Origin of the sequence: Bittarella massiliensis (ex Durand et al. 2017) (assembly GCF_009876955.1) — a bacterium.
Taxonomy (GTDB): Bacteria; Bacillota; Clostridia; order Oscillospirales; family Ruminococcaceae; genus Bittarella; species Bittarella massiliensis.
Window position 1 is genome coordinate 92,048 of the sequence record NZ_WWVY01000008.1, and the last position, 24,951, is coordinate 116,998.

General features: G+C 63.2%; 23 protein-coding genes and 1 other annotated feature. Of the genes, 14 read left to right on the forward strand and 9 right to left on the reverse strand.

All coding sequences use genetic code 11. The annotated features are described in order from the left end of the window. Positions 1 to 222 precede the first annotated feature (222 nt). From asrA to GT748_RS10070, 8 genes are all read left to right on the forward strand, one after another. Positions 223 to 1,257: an anaerobic sulfite reductase subunit AsrA gene (asrA, locus tag GT748_RS10035; protein WP_073261112.1), complete on the forward strand. Its 1,035-nt coding sequence runs from the start codon at positions 223 to 225 to the stop codon at positions 1,255 to 1,257. 18 nt (positions 1,258 to 1,275) lie between these two features. After that, complete coding sequence (gene asrB, locus GT748_RS10040) at positions 1,276 to 2,067, forward strand: anaerobic sulfite reductase subunit AsrB (protein ID WP_044993007.1); 792 nt, start codon at positions 1,276 to 1,278, stop codon at positions 2,065 to 2,067. Positions 2,068 to 2,082: 15 nt separating this feature from the next. Continuing rightward, entirely contained in the window at positions 2,083 to 3,120 is a 1,038-nt protein-coding gene (gene asrC, locus GT748_RS10045) for a sulfite reductase subunit C (protein WP_021660422.1), read from the forward strand. Positions 3,121 to 3,832: 712 nt separating this feature from the next. Then, positions 3,833 to 4,750, forward strand: a complete 918-nt coding sequence (gene hemC / locus GT748_RS10050; protein WP_021660420.1) for a hydroxymethylbilane synthase — start codon at positions 3,833 to 3,835, stop codon at positions 4,748 to 4,750. Further along, positions 4,747 to 6,249 carry a uroporphyrinogen-III C-methyltransferase gene (cobA, locus tag GT748_RS10055; RefSeq protein ID WP_021660419.1) on the forward strand — a complete coding sequence of 501 codons (1,503 nt, stop codon included), beginning with the start codon at positions 4,747 to 4,749 and terminating at the stop codon, positions 6,247 to 6,249. Before hemC ends, cobA begins: the two co-directional genes overlap by 4 nt. A gap of 21 nt (positions 6,250 to 6,270) precedes the next feature. After that, on the forward strand, positions 6,271 to 6,861 hold the full coding sequence (locus tag GT748_RS10060; RefSeq protein ID WP_021660418.1) for a precorrin-2 dehydrogenase/sirohydrochlorin ferrochelatase family protein: 591 nt from the start codon (positions 6,271 to 6,273) through the stop codon (positions 6,859 to 6,861). Between the two features lie 161 nt (positions 6,862 to 7,022). Continuing rightward, complete coding sequence (locus tag GT748_RS10065) at positions 7,023 to 7,415, forward strand: DUF4430 domain-containing protein (protein ID WP_021660416.1); 393 nt, start codon at positions 7,023 to 7,025, stop codon at positions 7,413 to 7,415. Next, a complete protein-coding gene (locus tag GT748_RS10070; RefSeq protein WP_021660415.1) occupies positions 7,415 to 7,954 on the forward strand; it encodes a hypothetical protein in 540 nt (179 codons plus the stop codon). The genes GT748_RS10065 and GT748_RS10070 overlap by 1 nt, the downstream gene beginning before the upstream one ends. A 573-nt stretch (positions 7,955 to 8,527) precedes the next feature. On the opposite strand, the gene GT748_RS10075 is transcribed toward GT748_RS10070, so the two are convergent. Continuing rightward, positions 8,528 to 9,415, reverse strand: a complete 888-nt coding sequence (locus GT748_RS10075; protein ID WP_044993006.1) for a LysR family transcriptional regulator — start codon at positions 9,413 to 9,415, stop codon at positions 8,528 to 8,530. Positions 9,416 to 9,638: 223 nt separating this feature from the next. On the opposite strand from GT748_RS10075, the gene GT748_RS10080 reads away from it, so the two are divergent. Continuing rightward, a complete protein-coding gene (locus tag GT748_RS10080; RefSeq protein WP_021660413.1) occupies positions 9,639 to 11,222 on the forward strand; it encodes an MATE family efflux transporter in 1,584 nt (527 codons plus the stop codon). Between the two features lie 169 nt (positions 11,223 to 11,391). Here the strand turns inward: GT748_RS10080 and GT748_RS10085 are convergent, their stop codons facing one another. After that, entirely contained in the window at positions 11,392 to 12,048 is a 657-nt protein-coding gene (locus GT748_RS10085) for a type 1 glutamine amidotransferase family protein (RefSeq protein ID WP_021660411.1), read from the reverse strand. A gap of 118 nt (positions 12,049 to 12,166) precedes the next feature. Between GT748_RS10085 and GT748_RS10090 the strand changes: the two genes are divergently transcribed. After that, entirely contained in the window at positions 12,167 to 13,102 is a 936-nt protein-coding gene (locus tag GT748_RS10090) for a helix-turn-helix transcriptional regulator (protein WP_021660410.1), read from the forward strand. A 188-nt stretch (positions 13,103 to 13,290) separates the two neighbouring features. Next, positions 13,291 to 13,455: a DUF1540 domain-containing protein gene (locus GT748_RS10095; protein ID WP_021660408.1), complete on the forward strand. Its 165-nt coding sequence runs from the start codon at positions 13,291 to 13,293 to the stop codon at positions 13,453 to 13,455. 104 nt (positions 13,456 to 13,559) lie between these two features. Here the strand turns inward: GT748_RS10095 and GT748_RS10100 are convergent, their stop codons facing one another. Further along, positions 13,560 to 14,213: a metallophosphoesterase family protein gene (locus GT748_RS10100; RefSeq protein WP_021660407.1), complete on the reverse strand. Its 654-nt coding sequence runs from the start codon at positions 14,211 to 14,213 to the stop codon at positions 13,560 to 13,562. 197 nt (positions 14,214 to 14,410) lie between these two features. Here GT748_RS10100 and GT748_RS10105 point away from each other — a divergent pair, with 197 nt between their 5' ends. Beyond that, entirely contained in the window at positions 14,411 to 15,757 is a 1,347-nt protein-coding gene (locus GT748_RS10105; protein ID WP_021660406.1) for a D-alanyl-D-alanine carboxypeptidase family protein, read from the forward strand. Between the two features lie 61 nt (positions 15,758 to 15,818). Here GT748_RS10105 and GT748_RS10110 read toward each other — a convergent pair whose 3' ends face one another. Together GT748_RS10110 and GT748_RS10115 are read right to left on the reverse strand one after the other, a co-directional pair. Further along, a complete protein-coding gene (locus GT748_RS10110) occupies positions 15,819 to 16,670 on the reverse strand; it encodes an acyltransferase family protein (RefSeq protein WP_161213528.1) in 852 nt (283 codons plus the stop codon). Between the two features lie 241 nt (positions 16,671 to 16,911). After that, positions 16,912 to 17,817 carry a nucleoside hydrolase gene (locus tag GT748_RS10115; protein ID WP_021660404.1) on the reverse strand — a complete coding sequence of 302 codons (906 nt, stop codon included), beginning with the start codon at positions 17,815 to 17,817 and terminating at the stop codon, positions 16,912 to 16,914. A 308-nt stretch (positions 17,818 to 18,125) separates the two neighbouring features. Between GT748_RS10115 and GT748_RS10120 the strand changes: the two genes are divergently transcribed. Continuing rightward, complete coding sequence (locus GT748_RS10120) at positions 18,126 to 19,511, forward strand: MATE family efflux transporter (RefSeq protein ID WP_021660403.1); 1,386 nt, start codon at positions 18,126 to 18,128, stop codon at positions 19,509 to 19,511. Between the two features lie 102 nt (positions 19,512 to 19,613). Then, the gene (locus GT748_RS10125; RefSeq protein ID WP_021660402.1) at positions 19,614 to 20,597 is read left to right on the forward strand and encodes a GGDEF domain-containing protein; all 984 of its coding nucleotides are present in this window, start codon (positions 19,614 to 19,616) and stop codon (positions 20,595 to 20,597) included. A 551-nt stretch (positions 20,598 to 21,148) separates the two neighbouring features. On the opposite strand, the gene GT748_RS10130 is transcribed toward GT748_RS10125, so the two are convergent. The 4 genes from GT748_RS10130 to GT748_RS10145 all read right to left on the reverse strand — a co-directional run bounded on the left by GT748_RS10130 (position 21,149) and on the right by GT748_RS10145 (position 24,888). Next, positions 21,149 to 22,633 (reverse strand): hypothetical protein, encoded by a 1,485-nt coding sequence (locus GT748_RS10130; protein WP_021660401.1) that lies wholly within the window; start codon positions 22,631 to 22,633, stop codon positions 21,149 to 21,151. Between the two features lie 184 nt (positions 22,634 to 22,817). Then, complete coding sequence (gene rplL / locus GT748_RS10135) at positions 22,818 to 23,195, reverse strand: 50S ribosomal protein L7/L12 (protein ID WP_021660400.1); 378 nt, start codon at positions 23,193 to 23,195, stop codon at positions 22,818 to 22,820. 71 nt (positions 23,196 to 23,266) lie between these two features. Next, a complete protein-coding gene (rplJ, locus tag GT748_RS10140; protein ID WP_021660399.1) occupies positions 23,267 to 23,785 on the reverse strand; it encodes a 50S ribosomal protein L10 in 519 nt (172 codons plus the stop codon). 25 nt (positions 23,786 to 23,810) lie between these two features. Next, positions 23,811 to 23,944 (reverse strand) — a sequence feature (ribosomal protein L10 leader region). A gap of 347 nt (positions 23,945 to 24,291) precedes the next feature. Further along, on the reverse strand, positions 24,292 to 24,888 hold the full coding sequence (locus tag GT748_RS10145; protein WP_044993004.1) for a GNAT family N-acetyltransferase: 597 nt from the start codon (positions 24,886 to 24,888) through the stop codon (positions 24,292 to 24,294). Positions 24,889 to 24,951 lie beyond the last annotated feature (63 nt).

Below are 24,951 nucleotides of genomic sequence, written 5' to 3' on the forward strand. Positions count from 1 at the left end.
CTCAAATATCGGGGAAAAAGAGGGGGATTTTCTTTGCCTTTTGTCGAATCATCAGCCCTTGCTCGGCTAACCATTCTTTTTTCCAATGGAGCGGGCCGGGGCGAATGGTGGCCGGCCTGTCCCGAATATGCTATACTAAAACCCATAGAAAACCTCGAGCAGCGCCCGGCGCACCGGCCCCTTCCGGTGCGCCGGGCGGTTCACAGGAAAGGCGGTACAGCAATGGGATACAGCTTAAATCACCGAGAGACCGACGCCCTCTTCGACCGGCTGGCGGCAGAGTACAAAATCTATGCCCCCAAGCGGTTTGCCAAGCAGGGGCGCTACTCGGACACCGACATCGTGCGCTATGACGAGATTCACACGGCAGAGGAGATCGTCTGGGACAAGAAGTCCGACTTCTCCGCCAAAGAGGTGCTCACCCCGGTGACCGAGCCCATCTTCTACTTCACCGAGGATGAGTACCGGGAGAGCGGGGCCCCAAAAAAGAAGATCCTCATCTTCCTGCGGCCCTGCGACATCAACGCCTTTGAGCACCAGGACCGCATCTACCTGGACAATGGCGGCTTCTGCGACAGCTACTACCAGCGGATGCGGGAGAAGACCCGCTTCGTGCTGATGGAGTGCACCGAGGGCTGGGACACCTGTTTTTGCTGCTCCATGGGCGCCAACAGGGCAGAGGAGTACAGCGCCGCCGTCCGCCACACCGAGGAGGGGATCCTCTGGTCGGTGAAGGACGAGGAGCTGGCCCCCCATTTCGCCGGCTGTGAAGAGGTCGATTGGCAGTTGCAGTTCATCGAGAAAAACCAGTTTGACGTCAAGATCCCCGAGATCGCCGACAAGGAGACCCTGGCCAAGCTGAAAAAGCACCCCATGTGGCAGGAGTACAACGACCGCTGTGTCAGCTGCGGCAGCTGCACCCTGGCCTGCAGCACCTGCACCTGCTTTACCACCCGGGACAAGATCTACAGCGAGAACGCCATGGCCGGCGAGCGCCGCCGGGTGCACGACTCCTGCCAGATCGCCGGATTCGACGCCATGGCCGGCGGGCACGGGTTCCGCACCACCCCGGCCGACCGCATCCGCTACCGGGCCCTCCACAAGGTGCACGATTACAAGGCCCGCTTTGGGGACTACCACATGTGCGTCGGCTGCGGCCGGTGCAGCGCCCGGTGCCCCAAGTTCATCTCCTTCCCGGCCATCATCAACAAGATGAGCGCCGCCCTGGAGGAGATCGCGGCCGAAGCGTCGAAATAGAGTGAGGAGGACGACCCTATGACAAATCCCGTGATGCCCAAAGCACACCGCATTTTACATATCAACCACGAGACGGAGATGGAGTACACCTTCCGCATCGAGGCCGACTTTGTCCCCGAGCACGGGCAGTTCTTTCAGCTCTCGGTCCCCCGGGTGGGCGAGTGCCCCATCTCGGTGAGCTCCTTTGGCGAGGGCTGGCTGGAATTCACCATCCGCGCCGTGGGCAAGGTGACCGACGAGCTGTTCTCCATGCGCCCCGGCGACGAGCTGTTCCTGCGCGGGCCCTACGGCAAGGGCTGGCCGGTGGAGGAGCTGCGGGGCAAACACCTGGTGTTTGTGACCGGCGGCACCGGGCTGGCGCCGGTGAAGAGCTGGCTGAACAAGCTCTACGACGAGCCGGAGATGGCCGAGAGCGTCCACCTGATCGCCGGGTTCAAAAACGAGGCCGGCATCCTCTTCAAGCCCGACCTCGCCCGCTGGAAGGAGCGCTTTTCCACCCACTACACCCTGGACAATGACCAGATCGAGGGCTGGAACACCGGGCTGGTGACCAAGTTCATCCCCGAGATCCCCTTTGACACCTTTGGGGGCAACTACGCCGTGATCATCGTCGGGCCCCCGGTGATGATGCACTTCGCCGCCCTGGAAGCGGTGAAATGCGGGGTGCCGGAGGAGAAGATCTGGGTCTCGTTCGAGCGCAAGATGTCCTGCGCGGTGGGCAAGTGCGGCCACTGCCGCATCGACGAGACCTACGTCTGCCTGGAAGGGCCGGTATTCCCGTACACTGTGGCCAAAAACCTGCTGGACTAAGGGGAGGCATTGAGGATGAACTGCGATATCAACATCAAACAACTGCAAAAAAACTGCTGGCGGCAGTCCAAGGTGCCCGGTGAATTCATGCTGCAGCTGCGGGTGCCCGGCTCCCTGATCGAAGCCAAGCACCTGGAGCGGGTGATCTACATCGCCAACACCTGGGGCAACGGCCTCTTTCACGTGGGGATGCGCCACACCCTGAACGTCCCCGGCGTCAAGTACGAAAACATCCCGGCGGTCAACGCCTACATCAAAGACTACATCTCCCAGGTGGAAAATGAGATGTGCGGGGTGGAGATGGAGGAGTCGGAGAACGGCTACCCCACCATCGGCGCCCGCAACATCATGGCCTGCATCGGCAACCGCCACTGCATTCTCGCCAACTACAACACCCAGGAGCTGGCCAAGAAGATCGAGCCCCTCATCTTCCCCAGCCACTACCACATCAAAATCGGGATGTCCGGCTGCCCCAACGACTGCGGCAAGGGCCAGTGCAACGACTTCGGCATCATCGGCCAGGCCAAGATGGACTACGTCTACGACCGCTGCATCGGCTGCGGCCAGTGCGTGGACGCCTGCAAAAAGCACGCCACCGGTGTGTTGAGCATGACCGAGGACAAAAAGGTCGCCAAGGACGCCTGCTGCTGCCTGGGCTGCGGCGAGTGCGCCGTGGTCTGCCCGGCCGGGGCCTGGGTGCGCCAGCCCAAGAAGTTCTTCCGCATCACCATCGGCGGCCGGACCGGCAAGCACACCCCCCGCCTGGGCAAGACCTTCATCAACTTCGCCACCGAAGAGGTGGTGCTGGGGGTGCTGGGCAACTGGCAGAAATTCTCCGCCTGGGTGCTGGACTACAAGCCCGTCTACATGCACGGCGGCCACCTGATCGACATGGCCGGGTACGAGAAGTTCAAGGAGATGATCCTCGACGGGGTGGAGCTCAACCCCGAGGCCAAGGTCGCCCAGCGGATCATGTGGGCCGAGAGCGAGATGCGGGGTCAAATCAACGTCATTCCCATCGGCGAGCATCCGGTGGCCGGCCCCCAGCAATAAAGGCGCGGTGCGCCTTTATTGCTGTTTGGCAGCAAAGCTCTGCGCACAATGTGCGCAGTTTTGCATAAGCAAAACCGCTTTGCAGCCCCGCTGCTGGGTAGGCTGTCGGATGCAGGAGCGCCCGGCCGAGGGGAGCAAGCCGCTCCCCCCTGCGCCGGCTGGAAGGGATGCTTTTCCCGGCACGCTGGGTATGCGCTGTTTGGCAGTTCTCCTCCGTCCGCTCCGCTCACGGTTTTGCTAAGGCAAAACCGGAGAGCAGCCCCGCTGCTGGGTGGGACGTCGGATGTAGGAGCGCCCGGCTGAGGGGAGCAAGCCGCTTCCTCCCTGCGCTGGCTGGAAGGGATGCTTTTCCCGGCACATCCAGTACAGTGCCGAACAGACCTGCCGCATCGGCAAGTGTTTGGCTCAGGCAGGACGAGGTGTTTGCCCTTCCACACCCCGTCAAAGGGGGAGGGAGCCTCTCCGGCAGGCCCAGACCGCGGGGCCACCCGCCAGAAAAGGGTCATCCCTGCCACGAAATGGCATGTACCTTGCACCCTGTAAAGGGCGCTTTTAGACAGATATTTGCGCGATCCACAAGGGCCAGGCGGCGACAGGCCGTTTGGCCCTTGTCTTTGCCCCATTGCCGGGCTTACAATAGAGAAAAGCGCTGCGCTTTGGCGCGGCATCCCGGCGCACCCCGCACAAACCCCACAAGAAGGAGGCTTCCCCTGTGAAACTCGTGATCGGCACCCGGGCCAGCCGGCTGGCCCTCATCCAAACCCAGTGGGTGGCGGACGCCCTTCGCCGCCAGAATCCGGCGGTGGAGGTGGAGATCAAGACCATCACCACCAAGGGCGACCGCATTCAGGACCTGCCCCTGGACCAAATCGGCGGCCAGGGCATCTTCACCCGGGCCATTGTCGCCGCCCTGCGCAGCGGCGAAATCGACTTGGCGGTGCACAGCCTCAAAGACATGCCCTCCGCCATGGAGGAGGGGTTGGACCTGGCCTGCGTCCCCGCCCGGGAGGACCCGCGGGACGCACTGGTGACCCGCCCCGGCATCGCCTCGCTGGAGGAGCTGCCTATGGGGGCCAAAATCGGCTGCGGCAGCAAGCGGCGCATCTGCCAGCTGCTGGCCCTCCGCCCCGACTTGGAGATCCGCCCCATCCGCGGCAATGTGGACACCCGCCTCGACCGCATCGAAAGAGATGGGCTGGACGGCACCATCCTGGCGGTCTCCGGCCTGAAGCGGCTGGGGTGGGAGGGGCACATCTGCCACCCCTTCTCCCCCGACGAGATGATCCCCGCCTGCGGCCAGGGGGCCCTGGGGCTGCAGATTCGCGCCGACGACCGAGCGGTAAAGGCCGCCCTGGCCCCCCTGGAAGACCCCCTGGCCACCCGTCAAGCAGCGGCAGAACGGGCCTTTCTCGCCGCCGCGGGGGGAAGCTGTCACCTGCCAGTGGGGGCCTACTGCCGGGTGGAGGAGGGCCGCTCCACCCTGCTGGGGATGCTGGGGACCGAAGACGGCCCCCTCTGGGTCGAGGGGCGGGAGAGCGCCCCCGCCGGGGAGGAGGCCGCCCTGGGCCGCCGTCTGGGCGAACAGCTAAAAGCCCAACTGGCCCGGCGCCTGCGGGAGACAGACCGATGAGCGGGCTTGTCTCCATCGTCGGGGCGGGGCCAGGGGACCCCGGTCTTTTGACCCTGCGGGCCGCCGACCGGCTGCGCCGGTGCGACTGCGTGGTCTACGACCACCTGGCGAGCCCCCGGCTGCTGTCCCTGACCCCCGCCGGCTGCGAGCAGGTCTACGCCGGGAAGGAAGCGGGCAACCACGCCCTCCCCCAGGAGGCACTCAACGCCCTTCTGGCGCAGAAGGCAAAGGAGGGCAAGCGGGTGGTCCGCCTCAAGGGGGGCGACCCCTACGTCTTTGGCCGCGGGGGGGAGGAGGCCCTCTACCTGAAGGGGGCGGGGGTGCCCTTTGAGGTGGTGCCGGGGGTGACCTCGGCGGTGGCGGGGCTCTGCTGCGCGGGCATCCCCATCACCCACCGGGGGCTCGCCACCTCCTTTCACGTCTACACCGCCGCCAGCCGCACCGGGGAGGACCCGGTGGACTGGGCCGCGGCGGCCCGGCAGGAAGGGACCCTGGTCTTTTTGATGGGGCTCTCCCGGCTGGAAAACACCTGCCGGAAGCTGCTGGAAAACGGCCTGTCCCCCGACACCCCGGCGGCGGTGGTGAGCCGGGCCACCACCCCCTTGCAGCGGACCGTCCGCGCCCCTCTGGGAAAGCTGGCGGCGGCGGTGCGGGCGGCCGAGCTGCCCCCGCCGGCCATCACCGTGGTGGGGCAGGTGGCCTCGCTGGGCGGGGTGTTGGACTGCTTTGAGGAGCGCCCCCTCTTTGGGCGCACGGTGGTGACAACCCGGCAAAAATCCCACGGCTTTGACCTCTCCGCCGCCCTGGAGGAGGCGGGCGCACGGGTGGAGCGGCTGGACGCCATCCGCATCCGCCCCTGTCCGGGGGAGGACCTGCAGCAGGCCTTTGCCCGGCTGGGGGAGTACAGCTACCTGATCTTCACCAGCCAGAACGCGGTGCGCATCTTCCTGGAGGAGCTCCGCCGCTCGGGCAGAGACCTGCGCGCCCTGGCGGGGCCCTGCCTCTGCGCCGTGGGCCCCGCCACCGCCGCCGCCCTGGCCCGGGAGGGGTTGACGGCCGACCTGACCCCGCCCCGCCACACCTCCGCCGGGCTGTGGGAGGTGCTTGGGGACCGGCTGGGGCCGGGCGACCGGGTCCTCTACCCCCGGGCCAAAGCGGTGCGGGGAAAGCTGGGGGAACTGCTTCCCACCCGCTGTCCCACCGACCAGGTGGTCCTCTACGAGACGGTGGAGGAGGCCCGCGACCTGGGGGGCGCCCTGGCGACCCTGCGGGGCGGAGAGGCCGATTACCTGACCTTCACCAGCCCCTCGGCGGTGGAGAGCACCCTGCGCGCCCTCGGCCCCGACCCGGCTGCCTGCCTGGCGGGCACCAAAATCGTCAGCATCGGCCCGGTGACCAGCGGCTGCCTGCGCGCCCACGGGCTGGAGCCGGCGCTGGAGAGCGGGCGCTGCACCGCCGAGGAGATGGCCCGGCTCATCGTCGAAGACGGCCGGACCTGAGCCTGTGAGGAGGAGATTTCCATGTCCTATTACCCGCTGATGATCCAGCTCACCGACCGACCGGTGCTGCTGGTGGGGGGCGGCCGGGTGGCCCGGCGAAAGGCCGATGCCCTCCTCTCCGCCGGGGCAGCCCTGCAGGTGGTGGCCCCGGTGCTCTGCGACCGACTGGCCCAACTGGCCGCGGAAGGGGCGGTCACCTGGCGGCAAGGGGTGTTCGCCCCCGCCGACTTGGAGGGGATCTTTCTGGCGGTGGCCTGCACCGACCGGCGGGAGGTCAACGCCCGCATCGGTGCCCTCTGCCGGGAGCGGGGGGTCCTCTGCTGCCTCTGCGACGATGCGGAGCAGTCGGACACCATCTTCCCCGCAGTGATAAAGCGGGGGGCATTTCAACTGGCGGTCTCCACCGGGGGGAAAAACCCCGGCCTCGCCAGGGAGGTGAAAAAGCGCCTCTCCCACCAGTTTGGGCCGGAGTACGCCGCCCTCTGCCAGGAGAGCGGCCGGGCGCGCCGGGCCATCCTCCGCGCCGCCCAGGGCGCCGAGCGGGAGGCCCTGCTGCGCCAGCTGGACGCCGCCGCCCTGGAGGGCACCGGTCTCCCCACCGAGGAGGACTAGGCCTGGACGGGCCGCTCCCAAAAGGGCGGCCGCCAAAATCCCCTTCTGTCCATCAGGCAGGGGATCTTTGCCATTTGTTTGGCGCCGTGGTATAATCTGAACAAAGAAAAAGGGGCTGCTCTGCCAGTCCTTTTTTAACGAGACAAGGGATGTGACGACCGATGAAGAAAAACACCAAGATCCTTCTGGCGGTGCTGGCGCTGCTGGTGGCCGTAGGGGCCCTGGCCGGGGTCTACCTGGCCCTGCGCCCAGGCACCCAGGCTGGGGCCAAAGCGGTGGTGGTGACGGTGGCCGCCGGGGAGAAAAGCGACGAGCACACCCTGCACACCGACGCCGAGTACCTGGGCCAGGCCCTGCTGGACGCTGGGCTGGTGAAGGGGGAGGACGGCCCCTACGGCCTCTACATCACCGAGGCGGGCGGCGTCTGTGCCGACAGCGCCAAGCAGCAGTGGTGGTGCCTGACCAAGGGCGGCGAGCCGGTGAGCACCGGGGTGGACACCACCCCCATCGCCGACGGCGACCGGTTTGAGCTGACCCTCACCACCGGCTACTGATGCGCCCGGCCCCCCGCCTCTCTCCTCGGCCCCTGGTGGTGACCGCCCTGCTGGCGGCCATCCTGCTGCTGGCGCAGATCAGCCTCTCCTTTCTTCCCAACATCGAGCTGGTGACCCTGCTGCTCCTCTGCTACACGGCGGTCTTTCCCCTGCGGCAGGTGCTGGGGGCGGTGCTGGTCTTTGACCTGTTGGAGGGGATCCTCTACGGCTTTGGCCTCTGGTGGGTGATGTACCTCTACGTCTGGCCCATCTGGGTGCTCCTCTCCCTGGCGCTGCGGCGAACCTCCTCCGGGGTGGTGCGGGCGGTGGCGGCAGGGGGGTACGGCCTCTGCTTTGGGGCCCTCTGCGCCCTGCCCTACCTGGCCTTTGGCCCGGGGGCAGCTCTGGCCAACTGGGTCTCGGGCATCCCCTTTGACATCGCCCACTGCGCCGGCAACTTCCTCACCACCCTGCCGCTCTACACCCCCTTGGTCAAGGGGCTCTCCCTGCTGCAGCGGCAGGGAGGAGGGGCCGCCACAGACGGGGATAGGCAGCCGTAGCTGCCCCTCTTACCCGGTCAAACAAATACAGCAAAAGGCCCCCCGGTGTAGGACAGATCCTACATCGGGGGGCTTTCTGTAAAAATCAGAGGCGAGGGGGAAAGACTGGAAAAGCCGGTGCCAATAGGCGGAGGGAGAACCAGAGGGCAAGGGCAAAGGCAGGGGGCAAGATAAAACCGGAGGCCCCTCGCGCCGGGACTTTTCTGATCAGACACTGTTTTGCCCTTTTCCCCCTGTACGGGGGTGAGACGCCGCGACGGACGGCAGCCAGTGAAAACGCAGATATTTCAGTTGGCGCATCGGCCGGGGCGCGACGGAACACTGTACGCGCCATCCGCGCCAAATACGGATTTCAAGCCACCCATCTGTGGAGGGTACGACCTTTGAACTGCTCGGTGGCGTTGAAGTCGATACAGCCATTTCAGTCCATATACCCGCGCGGGGTGCGACGTTGGTCTCCGGCAAATTCATCCGTTTGGTCATATTTCAATCCACGCACCCGCGCGGGGGACGGCTTTGACGTCGTGTCGGTCGGGTCTGTACTCTAATCCTACCCGCCGGGGCAGATCGCGGCTATCTCTCTCCCAGCGCCTCCAAAATGGAAATCAGATCTTGCGCCGCCGGGGAGCAGGCCCGCCCTTCGGGGAGGATGTAGGAGAAGCTGCGGCTGTAGGACTTGTGGGCGGGCAGTTCCACCAGCTCGCCGGAGGCCAACTCCCCCTCCACCACCAGCTGGGAGAGGACGGTCACCCCCAGCCCCTGCTTGACCATCTCCTTGATGGCGTAGTTGGAGTTGCAGACGGCGGCGTGCTCGACGAGGATATTGTTGGACTCGGTGAAGGCGCGCAGGTACTGTTCTGTCCCCGATCCCTTCTCCCGGGTGACCCAGGGCAGCTTTCCCAGCAGACTGGCCGAAAAACCGGGGACCCGCTGGGCCACCTGGGGGGCGGCCACCAGGATCATCCGGTCGGTGAAGAAGTCGATCCGGCGGAAGTTGTGGTGGATGTTGCGCCCCTCGATGAGGCCGATGTCCACCCGTCCCTCCGCCAGGGCATCGCAGGTCTGGCGGGTGTTGGCGATCTGCACCTCCACCACCACCTGGGGCCAGCGCTGGGCGTACTGCTCCAGCAGCCGGGGCAGCAGGAAGTTGCCGATGGTCTCGCTGGCGCCGATGCGCAGCCGCTCCTCCCCCTGGTGGCGGCAGGCCTCCACCTCCTCAAAGGTCTGGCCCAGCAGGGCCAAGATTTCCTTGGCCCTGCGGTAGACCACCTCGCCCTCAGCCGTCAGCTCCACCTGTTTGGAGTTGGCCGAGCGGGTCAGCAGCGTCACATTGCCGAAGAACATCTCCACCTTTTTTACCTGCTGGCTGATGGTGGGTTGGGAGAAGTTCAGCTTCTTCCCGGTCTTGGTAAAATTCTTGCTCTCCGCCACGTCGACGAAGGTCCTCAGCTCTTCAAACATGTGATCCCCCCTGGCCGGACCGACGGCCCGCACCTTTCGTTTTGCCTCTCTGCCCCGCTGTTCTCTCCGCCTGTGGGGCGCGGCCGAAAACCCGGCCTTTTTTCTATCATAGCACGCTTTTTCCCTTTTCTCAAACCCCTTTCGTCCCGCCCAAAGGGGAACATCTTCTCCCCCCGCGCCGCATATCCCTTGTAAGAGGATCAGGCGAAAAGGGGGCGGTCGGATGGCGGCAGCAGAGAGGAAAAACTGGGCCCGGCCGCTGTACAGCGCCGCCGCCCTCACCGCCCTTGGACTGGTGCTCAAGACCATGAGCATCGGCTTTAAGATCTACCTGTCGGGGATCATCGGTTCCCAGGGGATGGGGCTCTACCAGTTGGTCTTCTCCCTCTTCGGGTTTGCGGCCACCCTGGCCATGTCCGGCGCCCAGCTAGGGGTGACCCAGCTCTGCGCGGCCGCCATCGCCCGCCGGCAGTTCTCCACCCTGCCCCGGGTGCTGCGGCGGGCCGGTCTCTACGCCCTCTCCTTAGGGCTTCTCACCGGGCTAGGCGGGTGGGCCCTCGCCCCCCGGCTGGGGGCACTTTTGGGAAACGCCCAGACGGTGTACCCCTTTCGCCTGCTGGCTCTGGGTCTGCCCTTTTTGGCCCTCTCCGCCTGTCTGCAGGGATATTTTTACGCCGGCTCCAAAATCGTGCAGGGCACCCTGGCCAACGTGGTCAAACGGCTGTGCAAGATGGGGCTCACCGCCCTCCTCTTTTCACTGCAGCCCCCCGCCGGGGCGGCCGAGGCAGTGGCGACGGCCTGTTTTGCCTCCACCTGCGGGGAGGTGGGGGGCTGTCTCTATCTGGGCGCCCTCTACTGGCGGGGACGCCGCGACCTGCCCCCTGACCGGGGACCCGCCTGGGACGGCGGCTCCCTGGGACTGGCCTTCCTGCGCATCTGCATCCCGGTGGCCCTCTGCTCCTACCTGCAAAGCGGCTTCAACACCCTGGAAAACACCCTGGTGCCCCAGGGGCTGCAACAGAGCGGGACCAGCGCTGAGCTGGCCCTCTCCCAGTACGGGGTGCTGGGGGGGATGGTGCTCCCCCTCCTCTCCTACCCGGGGGCGCTGCTGGCCTCCTTCTCCATGCTGCTGATCCCGGTGGTGGTCAAGCTGCACACCCTGCAAAACACCCGCAAGCTGGAGGAGCTGATTGTGGCGGTGGTGCGGCTGACCCTCCTCTTCTCCTGCTTTGTCACCGGGATCTTTCTGGTCTTTTCCGACTCGCTGGCGGCCATCTTCCCCACCGGGGAGGGGGTCTCCGCCTTCTTGCAGGCCCTGGCCCCGCTGGTTCCCGTCCTCTTTCTCGACCACGCGGTGGACTGCGTCCTCAAGGGGATGGGGGAGCAAAACCGGCTGCTTTGGCACAACATCGCCGACATGGCCCTCACCGCCGCGCTGCTGGTGCTCCTCCTCCCCCGCTTCGGCATCCGGGGGTACATCGTCACCCTCTACCTGCCCTCGGCCCTCAACACCGGACTGGGGCTCTGGCTGCTCTGCCGGCGCACCGAAGTGGTGCCCCGCTGGGGGCTGTGGGTGATCCGCCCCCTGGCGGCGGCCCTGCTGGGGTGTGCCGGGGCCCGGTTGCTGCTGGGCCCCCTGCTGGCGGGGGGCGCTTCCCCCGGCCAGCTGCCCGCGGCCATCGGATTGTCGCTGGCCCTCTTTCTCCCCCTCTGCCGCCTCTTGGGCTGTGCCAAAAAAGCCGATTGGCAGACCCTGCGGCGGCTGTTGGGCAAGCCGGAGCGGCTGCCAAAGGGGAGGAACAAATAGGGGGCTTCTCTCCATCGCTCCCCTTCGGTTTTACAGCGAGCAAAAGGCCGCAAAGTCGCGCGACGGTACGACTTTGCGGCCTTTTCCACCCTCTTTTAAACGGCATTCAAAACAGACGACAAGACGACGAGAGAGCGGCGGGTGCCCTTTTGCCCCGGCACAGGTCGGTCTATCTGGAAGGGCGTACGTCCTCTTCACTGTCGGCGGGCAGACTTTGCAGGAGGGCAAAGAAGTGATTCGGCCCGCCGGTGCGAAAATATTGAAACCAGGATTCCAGGGTATTTGGCGCAAAGACGTCCAGGTGCTCAATGATCTGTTTTGCCCACGGCAGTGCCCCCGCAGAGCCTGCGGTGATCAGTTTGCCATCCGCCACCGACGGCTTGTCGACGTAAAAGCGCTGCCCCTTGTAACCGGGGGCGGCCATTTCGAGAAACCCTGGCCCATTGCTGGTGTGCGGGCGCCGATCCAACAGCCCCGCGCTGGCGAGAGCGGCAGTCGCCCCGCAGATCGCGCACACCGTGCCGCCCGCAGAGAGCAGCTCCTCTGCCTTGGCAATGATCGCGCCGTGCTCCGGGGCGTTCCAGCTCTCTGCGCCCGGCAGCAGCAGCGCGCTCGTTTTGCAGACGGCGAGGTCGTCAACGGAGCAGTCGGGCACAACCGTCAACCCGCCCATGGTGCGAATCGGTTCTCGGGAACAGCCGACTGTCTTGAGGGAGAGGCGGGACGCCTCCCTTTTGAAAAAACGGCCGGAGCACAGCTCCGCGGTCACGTGGCCCAACTCCCAGTCGGCCAACGTGTCGAGCACATAGATATAGACTGTCAACATACATTGCCTCCACCTTCCCCCCTGCCGTCTTCCGACAGGGGCGATTGATTTGTTCGCTTCTTTAGTGTAGCATGGCATTGTTGCCAGCTATATGGCAACAATGAAAGGGGGACGTCCAATGAAGGTGGACAGGCTTGTGGGGATGATCGTGACCCTCCTCAACAGGGGACGGGTGGGCGCACAGGAGCTGGCGGATATATTTGAGGTTTCGCCCCGCACCATCTACCGCGACATGGAGGCCATCAATATGGCGGGCATTCCCGTTCGCTCTACGCCGGGGGCGGGCGGCGGCTTTGAGATCATGCCGGACTTCAAGGTCGACAAAATGGTCTTTTCTGCCGCTGACCTCTCCGCGATTCTGATGGGGCTCACCAGCCTCTCCCAGATGGTGCGGGACGATGAGCTGGCAAACGCTCTGGCAAAGGTCAAGAGCTTTGTCCCCGCCGACCGGGACGGGGACATCGCGCTGCGGGCGAACCAGCTCTGCATTGATTTGAGCCCGTGGCTGGGCAATCCAGACACCCGGCCCTATTTGGAAAGGATCAAAACGGCCCTGCGGGACAGCCGGCTCCTCTCGTTTGACTATGTAGACCGCCGCGGAAACCGGACCGCTCGAACCGCCGAGCCGTACCGGTTTGTGCTCAAAAGCAGCCACTGGTACGTTCAGGCCTACTGCCGCGAGAGGGGGGACTTTCGCCTGTTCCGGCTGTCCCGCATCGCCAACTTGCGAGCAGAGGAGGAGCGGTTCACGCCGCGGGACTGTCCCCCGCAGATTTTGGATTTTTCGGAAGCGCTGGAGAGGATGCAAATAAAAATCAAAGTCCGCATCCATCAGTCGGCGTTGGAGAGAGCGCTCGACTTCTGCCGCTGCGAAGATGTGACGCCCGACGGCGACGAGCACTATATCGCCTCTTTCCCGTTTGTGGAGAACGACTACCACTACCGCATCCTGCTCGGCTTTGGGGACGCGTGCGAGTGCTTGGGCCCGCCCCACATCCGCGCTGAAATGGGGCGGAGGGCGCGCGGCATGGCCGCCCTTTACGAGGGCCAATAGATCGTTCCCTCCGCTCTCGTGGGGGCGCATCCTGGTCGCTGCGCCGACTGGGGCCGGTCTGCCCGCGCGGCAACAAAAAAATTTTCCTCCCCTGGCAGCCGTCCGGCCGGGATAGTTGTGCGACAGCAGCACATACTAGAGGGGAAGCGTCTTCACTTCAATAAAAAAACAAGACGGAGGGAATCACTATGAACTGCCATGCCAACCACTGCATCAAATGCACCGTTCAGCAGTGCAAAAACCACTGCGCCAACGAGGACTACTGCGCCCTGGACTGCATCACCGTCGGGACCCATGAGCTCAACCCCACCATGGACCAGTGCACCGACTGCAAGTCCTTTGAGCTGAAGTAGCTCTCTCCCCTCGCTTGCAGGGCGGCTTTTGCCGCCAAAAAACGCCCTCTGCCGGCCATGATTCCCGGCAGAGGGCGTTTTTCACTTGGATATTGGGGTGCGCGCTAGCGCAGGGGGACCGCCTTCTCGTAGACGGCCATGAACCGCGGGGTCACCCGCTTGTCCAGGTGGTACTTTCCGAAAAACCACTGTCCCAGTTGAAGCCGCTTCTGCACCTGGTCCAGGTAGAGGCCGTAGTAGCCGTCGGGCTTGGCCTCCAAATCGAGAAAGGCGGCGATGGAGTAGGGCGGCTCGTAGGAGACCACGCAGTCCACCCGCTGTCCCTCCAACCTGGCCAGAACGGCGTCCAGCTCCTCCTTCTTGGGGAGCTGGTCCTCGTAGAGGGTGCGGTCGACAATGTCGCAGTCCAGCGCCTCCCCCCCGCCGAAGGCCAGCAGGGTCTTCTCCCCCAGGCGGTAGGTCTCGCCGGTGAGCAGCTGGTAGAGGTTGCCCGATATCTGCCGCGCCCGGCCGCCGGCGTACTCCACCTCGGGGTACTGGCGCAGCAGGTCGTAATTTTCGTTGGCGCCGGGGACAAAGAGGGTGTGGTATTTGCGCTTGCCGATTTTTTGCAGGAGCTTCTCCTCTTTTTTTCCGCCCTCCCAGACAAAGCCGAAGTCGCCGCAGACCACCAGCACGTCGCCCTGTTTGAGATGGCGGATCTCCTTGCGCTCAAAGCGCCGGTAGTCGCCGTGGGTGTCCCCCGTCAGATAGAGCATCCCTAACCCTTCTCCCCCCGCCGTGAGCAGCGGCCGGTTTTTCCGCGCCGCGGCAGAATTAAGATTGATTTCATTGTTTTTTGCCGGTCTGTTTGGTATACTACATTAGATAAGACGCCGGCAGACCGGCCCCGCCGCGAATAGCGGCAGAGCCGGCGCTGGTTTTATAATACAATACTTAGAGGGCAGATGTCTAGATGAAACAAAAATTTGCGCGGGTTCTCACCGCTTTCGCAGTCGCCTTTACCCTATTTCTCCCCACCTTCCCGGCGCAGGCCGCCGTCTACGAGCCGGACTTCGAGATGGACAGCGCCCAGGAGGGGATCCTCCTCCTGTCCCTGGACACCGGGCAGGTCCTCTTTGAGCAAAACGCCGACACCAAGATGGCGCCGGCCTCCCTCACCAAGATTATGACCACCATCCTCGCCCTGGAAAACACCGAGAACTGGGAGGAGGAGACGGCCACCGCTCCCGACTACATCTACGACGAGTTTGTGGGGCTCAACGTCTCCACCGCCAACATCTTGCGGGGGGAGCAGTTGACCATCCAGCAGCTGGTCTACGCCATGATGCTGCAGTCGGCCAACGAGGGGGCCAGCGTGGTGGCCGACCACTTCGGGGGCGGCAGCATCGACAAGTTCTGCCAGATGATGAATCAAAAGGCCACCGAGCTGGGCTGCACCAACACCCACTTTGTCAACCCCCACGGCCTGGATGCGGACAACCACTACTCCACCCCCCGCGACATGGCCAAAATCGCCCAGTACGCCCTCTCCCTGCCCAACTTTTCCGAGGTGTGCGAGTCCAGCCGCTACACCATCCCCCAGACCAACAAGCAGGGCCCCCGCACCCTGGTGACCACCGTGCTGATGCAGGACCGCATCCGCGGGGGGGAGGGGATCTACTCCCCCTACATCAAGGGGATCAAGACCGGCACCACCGACAACGCCGGCCGCTGCGTGGTGACCCGCTATCAAAACAACGGCAAGGACTTCTTGCTGGTGATCATGGGCGCCCCCATGGAGGGCACCCAGAACAGGGCGTTTTTGCTGGCCAACAAGCTCTTCTCCTGGGCCGACAAGAACTTCACCCTCAAGACCCCCCTCAAGGAGGGGGAGGCCGTCCACCAGGTCAAGGTGGCCCACTCCTTCCAGACCGACAACCTGCTGCTCCAGGCCGGGTCGGACGTGAGCCTGCTGATGCCCACCAGCGCCGACGAGTCTTCGGTGCAGCTGGTGGTGACCCTGGACAGCGAAAAGGTGGCCGCCCCGGTGGAGAAGGGGCAGAAGCTGGGCACCGTCACCCTCAAGCTGGGGGGCGAGCCCATCGGCGAGACCACCCTGGTGGCCGCCGAGTCGGTCAAGCGCTCCACCCTGCTGTGGGTGGTGGACTCCATCAACGGCCTGCTGGCCACCACCACCGCCAAGGTGATCCTCGTCCTGCTGGGGCTCGCGGTGGCCGCCTATGTGGCCTACGTGGTGCTGGCCATCCGCCGGGAGAAGAAGAAGCGGCGGATCAAGCGCAACCGAAAGTACAAGATGTAAACCAAAAAAGAGGGGGCCCGAAAGGGCTCCCTCTTTTCTAGTAAAGTAAGGCCATTATAGCCTATTGGTCTTTACGTATTTGACCTATTCTCTCTTTTAAAAGAAACAATATATTTTTAAACGCAATGCCAGAGGAAAGGCAAATTATTAAATTGACCGGAATCGCCGTTTTTAAATCAGATGTAAAAGATCCAAATCCTATTGCGAACCATAGCATCTGTACTAGAAAAATATAGTATGTACTCTTACCTATTTCACTTAATAAGCGATCCAAAAAATAACCCATTTTCGGCATATAAGTGATAAAAAGCAGAGTCAGTAAAAGTGCATACGGTACTGTTGGCAAAGTGCTACTGCTCCATCTCCGGAATATGTGTGGGGTATATCCAGTATAAGTAAGTAAATAAATAAACAGCAAACTGATTATACTGTATAACTGAATCTTTTTTACATTATAATGTTTATCAAACAATATGATTCCACCCAATGCAAACGGAAGATAACGAACAAAAAGTAGCCTGTATACTTCGTCAGACACAAAATGATTGCACAATACTTCCAACAAAACGCTAATAACGGCTCCTCCTAAAATAGCAGCCTTTGGAGCCATGTGGTAAAACCAAAAAAGAAAGGGGAACAATACTAATAGCTGCAAATAGATTATTGTGTAATACCCGCCTGGCCCTATTGCACCACCCTTGAGCAATTGCGTAAAGAAATACCGAGTTGACATAATATCTTTAAAAATGACAAACCAAAAAAATTCTATAAATATTACAAAAAGATAGGGAATGATTACCTTCAATATATTTTTCTTCAATTTTTTTGAGTAATACAATTTTATTGAGCAACTGTTGGCTATAGAATGAGATTGCATATATCCACTAATTACTATAAAAATCGGAACAGCCATTTCTATAAAAAAGGGGAAAAAACAAATTTTCTAGATGGTTCATTAAAAGGGCAGTGCGTAATAATAACAGAAACAATACAAAGTGCCTTTAAGTAATCAAACTCATATTTTCTATTTTCCAAAATATAATCCTCTATTTTTTAAATCCATTCAAAATATACACAGTAGTATCCTATCATAAAAAAGGCTGCAAAAAAACAGTTTTGCAGCCTTCGGATTATCTGTATTTTAGATTCAAACCCTAATAGTTCGCAAACAGCTCCACCAGCAGCTCGCCGAACTTCTCCCGGTCCATGGACATGGCCACGGTGGTGTTGGGGGCGGGGGCGTCGTCGTGGTGGAAGGCGCGGGTGTCGGTGACGGTGCAGCCGGCGGAGAGGCCGCCGGTGATGTCCACCTCCACATAGTAGCGCTCGGTCTTCACGATTTCCGGGTGGAGGATATAGGCCACCGGCACCGCGTCGAAGATGATGCTCTCGCCCACGGTGAAGCCCCGCAGCAATTCGTTGCCGTAGGCCACGGCGGTGGGGTTCCCCAGCTCGATGAGCCGGTGGGCGTGGTCGGGGTTCACCCGGGCGTCCTCGCAGACTTCCAGCCCGCACATGACGATGGGCACCCCCGACTTGAAGACCATGTGGGCGGCCTCCGGGTCGACATAGATGTTGAACTCCGCCGAGGGGGTGGTGTTGCCGCTGTACACCGAGCCGCCCATGATGACCATCTCTTTGATTTTTTCCTTGAGCTCGGGGTGGGCCGCCAGCAGCACGGCGATATTGGTCAGGGGGCCCAGGGGGATCAGGGTGATGGGCTCGTCGCTCTCTCGTAGGATGTCGGCCATGAACTCCACCGCGCCGCGGGGGTCGGGGGCGATGTCGGGGTCGCCCAGCTCCTCCATCATGTGGGTGGGGTGGCCGTGGGTGTAGAGGGGCCGCAGCAGGGGCTGGGCCGCCCCCACGGCGTAGGGGACCGAGGGGTCGGTGATGGACAGGGTGCGCTTGGTGTTGAGCAGCACGTCGGGCAGGGTGTAGTTGCCCGCCACGGTGGTGACGCCCTTGACCTCCAGGCGGTCGCTGGCGATGGCCATGGCGATGGCAAAGGCGTCGTCAAAGCCGGTGTCGCAGTCCAGCAGCACGGGGATCTTCTTCATATCGTTTCTTCCTCCTCTTTTTTCTCGCAAAATGGAATCCAAAATTAAGTATAGCGGTTCTCCCGGCGGAAAACAACGGCCCGCCAAAACTTCGGCAGATGGTGCACTTTTCTGCCCCCTCTTTTGTGCCAGTTGCCGACACCCGCCTCCCCATACAGGGGGAAAGCGAGGCCTTTCCGTCCTTTCTCTCTCGGCCAATTCCACAAAAAAAGAGGCGCTTTCCTGTGCAAATGCGTCAACACAGCGGGGCCAATCGGTGGTATACTGGAACCTGTATGAAATGACTTGTCGAGAAGGGAGGCGCGCCTATGGCGCTGCAAAACGATCTGACCCGGGGCGGGGTGCGGGGGCACATCCTCCGCTTTGCCCTGCCCCTCATTGTGTCCAACCTCTTTCAGGCCCTCTACAACGCGGTGGACATGTTCTTTGTGGGCCGCTACACCGGCACCGCCGGGCTGGCCGCCGTGTCGGTCAGCGGGCCGATCATGAACATCATGATCATGACCATCACCGGCCTCTCCATCGGGGTGTCGGTGATGATCGCCAGCTATGCCGGCCGGGGGGAGGACGGCGAGGTGGTGCAGGCCGCCGGCACCTCCATCGCCCTCTATCTGCTGCTGGCGGCGGCGGTCACCGCCCTGGGCATCCTCTTCACCCCGCAGATCCTGCGGCTGGTGCAGACCCCGGCCGAGGCCTTCGACCAGGCGGTCGCCTACCTGCGCACCATCTTCGCCGGCATCGTCTTCATGTTCGGCTACAATCTGATCTGCGCCTTTCAGCGGGGGTTCGACGACTCCCGCTCCAGCATGATCTTTGTGCTGGTGGCCACCGTGACCAACATCGTGCTGGACTTTGTCTTTCTGCGCTTCTTTCAGCTGGGGGCCTTTGGGGCCTCGCTGGCGACGGTGATCTCCCAGTCGGTCTCCTTTTTCATGGGGGTGGCCTACTTCCGCCTCAACCGGCACGTCATCACCTTTCACCCCAAGACCATCCGCATCTCCCGGCCCCACCTGAAGAGGCTGCTCCACCTGGGGCTGCCCACCGCCGCCCAGCAGCTGCTGCTCAACGTGGCCATGACCACCTTCAGCGGGCTGGCCAACAGCTTTGGGTTGCAGGCCAGCGCGGCCTACGGCATCGGCATCAAGATCGACAGCTTTGCCATGCTGCCCAGCGACGCCATCAACGCCTCCATGTCCTCCTTCTCCTCACAAAACCTGGGGGCCGGCAAACCCGAGCGGATCACCGAGGGTCTCAAGGAGTCGATGAAGCTGGCCCTCCTCATCGCCGCTGCGGTGGCCGCCATTGTCGCCCTCTTTGGCAGCCGGATCGCCGGGGTCTTCAACAGCGACCCGGCGGTGCAGGAACTGGCGGGCAGCTATCTGCGGCTCTCCTGCCTCTCCTACTTCGGATTCGCCACCGTCCACCCCCTCATCGGTTTTCTGCGGGGGACCGGCAACTCGATGGTCAACTTCTACAACGTCTTTCTCTCCCAGTACGCCGTGCGCATCCCGGTGGCCTTTCTCTGCACCCGGCTGATGGGCTTTTCAGGGATCGCCGTCGCCGTGATCATCGGGCCCATCGTCTCCACCCTGCTCTATGCCTGGTATATTGCCAGCGGCCGCTGGAAGCGCTCGGCCGAGGCCAAAGAGGGGTTGGCCCTGGCCGAAAAGCGGAGGGCGCAGCCGGGCGACTGAGCCCCTGTGCACCCCCGCAAATTGGCGATTGACGCGCCGCGCCATTTTCAGTATGATAAGAAATAATAGGGTATATTTTTCCAGAGAGGGGAGGGCGAGCGGATGGAGCGAGTCATCGCCCAACTGCAGCAGGAAAATGAGCGGTTGGCCCAGCTGGCCCAGCGGGACTGGCTGACCCACCTCTACAACCGCATGGCCACCCAGGAGAAGGTCGACGAGGCCATTGCCCAGCGGCAGACCGGCCTTCTGCTGGTCATCGACGTGGACCAGTTCAAGCAGATCAACGACCGATTCGGCCACATTGCGGGCGACCAGGTGCTGCAGCAGATCGCGCAGGTGCTGCGCTATCTGGCCTTTAAAAGCGACATTGTCGGCCGGGTGGGGGGCGACGAGTTCGTCCTCTACATGCCCCTGGAACAGGACGAGCGGTTTGTCCGGGAGCGGGCTCGCCAAATCAAGGCCCGGCTGCGGGAGATCCCCGTCGGGGGCGCCAGCTTCCCCCTCACGGCCAGCGTCGGCAGCAGCCTCTACCAGCCCGGCGACGACTACCAGAGCCTGTTTGACCGGGCCGACCAGCACCTGTTGGAGGAAAAGCGCCGCCGCAGGGGCCGCGCCGCCAAACCCGCCCGGGGAGGGCGGGACGGCATCGCCACCGACATGCAGCTGATCCGGGAGGAGCTGTCCGAACAGCAGCCGGCCCCCGGCGCCTACTGCCAGGACTACGAGACCTTTCAGCGCATCTACCGGTTCGTCGAGCGCCGCCTGCAGCGGGTGGCGGGGAGTGTTTACATCATCCTCATCACCCTCACCGACGGGCGGGGCGACTACCCCGCCCTCGCCGACCGGGGGGCGCAGATGGACACCCTCAAGGAGGTCATCCTCCACTCCCTGCGGATGGGGGATGTCTTTACCCAGTACAGCAGCTGTCAATTCCTCATCATGGCGTCCGATCTCGAGGCGCGGGACATCGACGTGATCACCGGCCGCATCTGTGATCACTTCTACCGGGCCGTCGGCGGCCAGGATCTGCTGCTGCACCACTGCTATCCCCTACAGCCTGCCCAAAAGCAGGCCAGAGAGGGCTGAACCCGCAATCTGAACACGGCAAAGAAGGGCCGCCGTCCATCGAGGACGGCGGCCCTTTTGTCATCGACAGAGATCACCGGCGCTGCCGGTGGGGGCATATAAAAAGTGTTTGCCGCAAGTGCCGGGCAAAGCGGGCTGTCGCGCCGAAAGGGGACCGCAAGAAGGAACATTCGCCCATTTGCAGCCGCAGGGCAGGCGGCGCGGGGGATACAACGTTTTGCCGCACCTTCAAACGCCCACCAATACCAGGCCCTTATGAGGCCGGATCTATCCCCCGGCTTTACCGGCGGGTGTGACCTGCAACGGAAACATCCAGCCCTCTGGCCCTGCCGGGAGAGACAAATCGCCTTGGCGTAAAATCTCTTGAGGGGAAGGGCGCTGGGTGGACGACCGAAAAGCGGCCTTTGAAGAGCGGTAACAGGAGATGTTGCTCCAAATCGCCGGTGGCAGCGGGCGCGATGCACCCCACAGGGGATGCCCCCTGGGGAGCGAGGCCTGTATGGCGCCCCTTCAGACCGGCGCACGCCACCTGTCCCACCAGCCTTTTTGATTCACCCCTGCGGCGCGGTGGTCAACCGGTAGAGGGTGTAGCGGCAGGTGCTCTCCCCTTCCCCCTCCCCCGGTAAACGGGTGACGACCCAGAGGGCCAACCCCTCCCCGTCCTTTAGGGGAACAGCCTGCCAGTCGTCCGACAGGGGGATCGGCAGGGTGAGGAACCGCTCTCCCTCGCGGTCGTAGAGCCAGAGGGGGAGCCGCCCCTTCTCGTCCCGCTGGTCCCAGCAGAGCAGCCCGTCCGCCGACAGCACCGGGGCAGAACTGGAGATGCCGCTCCAGCCCATATAGCTGGCGAAGAGGGGGGTGAACGCCCCGTCCTGAAGGAGGCACCAGCCGTCGGAGATCCGCTCTGTTAGGTCGACGCCCGCGGCCTGCAACACGACCAGATCGCTGCCGCCGCCCTGAAGCCCCGCCCCCTGTCTGAGGAGGCTGTGCTCCCGCCTGTCAAAATCGGCGGACACCGCCAGCGCGCCGTCCTTCCCCGCCCCGATGCTGTACCAGCGGGAGAAGGCGTCATCGGGCAGGGTCTCCAACACCGTCCCGTCCAGCCGCACCAGCCGGACCAGCCCCTCCCCTTTTTGATAACAGCAGACCTGGCCGTCGCGGAGAATGGGGGCATAGCCGCCCTCCAGCAGGGTGGTCACCGCCCCGCTTTTCAGGTCGCAGCGCAGAAGGACGGTGTCGGGGAAGGGGCTGCGCTCCGGGTCGAACGCCCCCTCTTCGCCCGGGACGGCGCAGAAGTAGAGGGCGTCTTCCGCCAGCAGGTACCGCTCCCCCCAGGTGCCCCAGAGGGTGTTCTCCGCCCCCTCCTCGGGGAAATCGTAGAGAAGGCGCACCTCGCCCCCCTGCAGGTTGCAGCTGTACAGCCGCCTCTGTCCCACCGGGCCCAAAACGACCCCCAGGGAGACGGTGAAGAAGAGCCGCTCCTCCGACAGGGCGTTCAGGGTGATGACCACCGTATTGCTCTCGGAGTAGGGAGAGGTTTCTGGCGGGATGAGATAGGTGAACTGGTCGGAGGAGAGCAGACGCTGCCCCCGGCCGGTGGCCCGGTTCAAGCGCCAGACCGCCGTCTTGGGGAAGTAGGAGTGGTCGCTGCGAGTGCCGTAGACCCAGTCCCCCTGGACGGCAAAGGGGAAAAAACCGTCCCAGCCGTCGCTGTCGCCCAATTGAAACTCGGTCGCCGTGACTGTCCCGTCGGGGAAGGCGCTCTCCCACCCCTCCCAAGGGGCGTAGCAGATAAGGCCTGTCCTCTCCTCCAACGCCGCCTCCCCGGCCCCGGCCAAAAAGGCCGCCACCGCGGGGGGCGGGCGGAGGAGGGCGGGTACCTCTTCCATGGGAGCCGGTCCATCCGGCAGGGCGGCGGACCCGGCCACCCCGCTGCAGCCGGTGAGGGCGAGAGTGAGAGTAAGGGTGAGGGTGAGACGGCCGGTCAGGGTCAGCAGACCGGCCCGCTTGGCGGCGGGGGTGCTCGTTCGCTTCACTGGGGTGCGCTCCTCTCTTTTGCAGACGGCGGGATGGGGGTTCTTCCCCTTTAGTATACCGGGTCACAGGTGGTTCGGCCATTGGCAGAAGGGCCAGAAAGAGGCGACATTTTTCGACAAAAGGGCAAAAGGACAAAAAAAGAGAGAGCGGAAATCCGCCCTCTCTTTTCGGTGTCAGGTGAAACTACTTCAGCTCGATCTTGGCGCCGACTTCTTCCAGCTTCTTCTTCATCTCTTCGGCCTCGTCTTTGGCGACGGCCTCTTTGATGGCTTTGGGAGCGCTCTCGACCAGCTCTTTGGACTCTTTCAGACCCAGTCCGGTGATCTCTTTGACGGCCTTGATGACCTGCATCTTGTTGCCGCCGATGTCGGCCAGCACCACGTCAAACTCGGTCTTCTCCTCGGCAGCGGCAGCACCGGCAGCGGCGCCACCGGCGACGACGACGGGAGCAGCGGCGGAAACACCGAACTCCTCCTCGATCGCTTTGACCAGCTCGTTCAACTCGAGAACGGTCAGCTCTTTGATGTCTTCAACAAATTTCAGGATTTTCTCAGAAGCCATGATAGCTACCTCCTATTTTTTGATGTTGTAGGGGCCGCCCAGGGCGGCCAGTCGTTGGGTTGGGGGAAACGCTAGGCGGAAACGGCCTCGTCGCCCTGCTTCTCGGCAATGGCGTTGATGGCCACAGCCAGACCTCTGATGTTGCCGCTGAGGGCGCTGCACAGCATGGACAGCAGTTCCTGCTTGCCGGGCAGCTTCGCGATCTCGGCAATGCCGGCGGCGTCCAGCACCTTCCCGTCCAGATAGCCGGCCTTCAGCTCGAAAGATTCGATCTTGTCGGCGTACTTGGCCAGGATCTTGGCGGCGGCAATGGGGTCCTCGTTGGAGACGGCCAGAGCGGTCGAACCCTCCAGCACGTTGCTCAGGTCCGCAAAGGCGGTCCCCTCCACGGCGAAGCGGAGCATGGTGTTCTTCACGACCTTGTAGTCGATCCCGGCCTCGCGCAGCTCTTTGCGCAGGGAGGTATCGTCGGCCACGCTGATGCCCTGGTAGCTCACCACCACACCGGCAACCGAGTTCTCGACCTTCTCTCTGAGCTGGGAGACATACTCCTTCTTCTTGTTCAAAGTCAGTTCACTTGGCAAATTCATTCACCTCCACACCTGGTTTCGGTCATTCGCGCAAGAAAAAACCCTTCCTCGCGCAGAGGAAGGGCAGAAAAATCAAAATTTCTCGCCTCATCCTCGGCAGGCGGGCCGGAGCCCTTACGCAGTTGCACCTGCTGTCTACGAATGACAACGTATATAGTTTAGCAAAGGAAGACCGGTTTGTCAACCAAAACTTTGGGCGGCCACTCCCGTTTTTCCCCTTGCCCCTCAGCGGGCAGGCCGGTATACCGGGGACAGAGTCCTGCCCCCGCCCGGGGCGGAGGGAAAGGGAGAATATAGGGCTGGGTCCCTCCATCCTCCTGACGGACATCCTGCTGGAACGCTCGCCGGAGCGGCATCTGGCCTGGTCGGCCTGGGCCCTGCGATGTTCGGCTTTGTCGAGGGGAAGAGATGGCCCTCTGTCCCCTCCCCCCGGCCGGCGATCACGGGGGGAAAGCGGTACCGGCAGCACAGGGACGCCCTCACAGCGGAGGGATGCGGGGCCGGGTTCACAGCCCCTTTTCCACAAAGTGCTCGGAGTACTGCTCCCAGTATCCCCGGTAGACCCGATCCTCCGGACAGGTAAAATTGAGCTGGTAGAGGCGGAAGACCACCATCAGGTCCTTGGGCTGCCACTGTTCCCGGTAGGAGTAGCGGTAGACCATCCCCAGCCGCTGCATCACCCGGCCGCTGGCGGGATTTTGCCGGTCGTGGGTGGCGGTGACAAAGGGAACGCCGTCCGCCCGCGCCCGCTCCAGCACCGCCCGGCCCGCCTCGGTGGCATAGCCCCGGCCCCAAAAGGGGCGCAGCAAGGCGTAGCCGAAGTCGTGCGCCCCCTCCCCCTCCAGGTGGAGATAGCCGATGGGGCGGTCGTCCGCCCGCCGGCAGAGGGCGTAGCGGTACCCGCCGGGCTGCCGGTAGGCGGCTTCGTATCGCGCCGCAAAGAGGGCGTCGGCCTCCTCCAGAGTGGAGATGGGAAACCAGGGCAGAAAGGTGTTGACCTCCCTGTCGCCGTAGATGTCCAGCAGCGCCTCCCGGTCCGCCGGCGTGAACCGGCGCAGGATCAGCCGCCGGGTGTACAGGGTGGGGCTGCTTTCCCCCTTCACCGGCCTCTCCTCCCTCTCGCAAAATCCACCTGCCGCTTGCCCCCCACCCGGCCAAACGGCCGC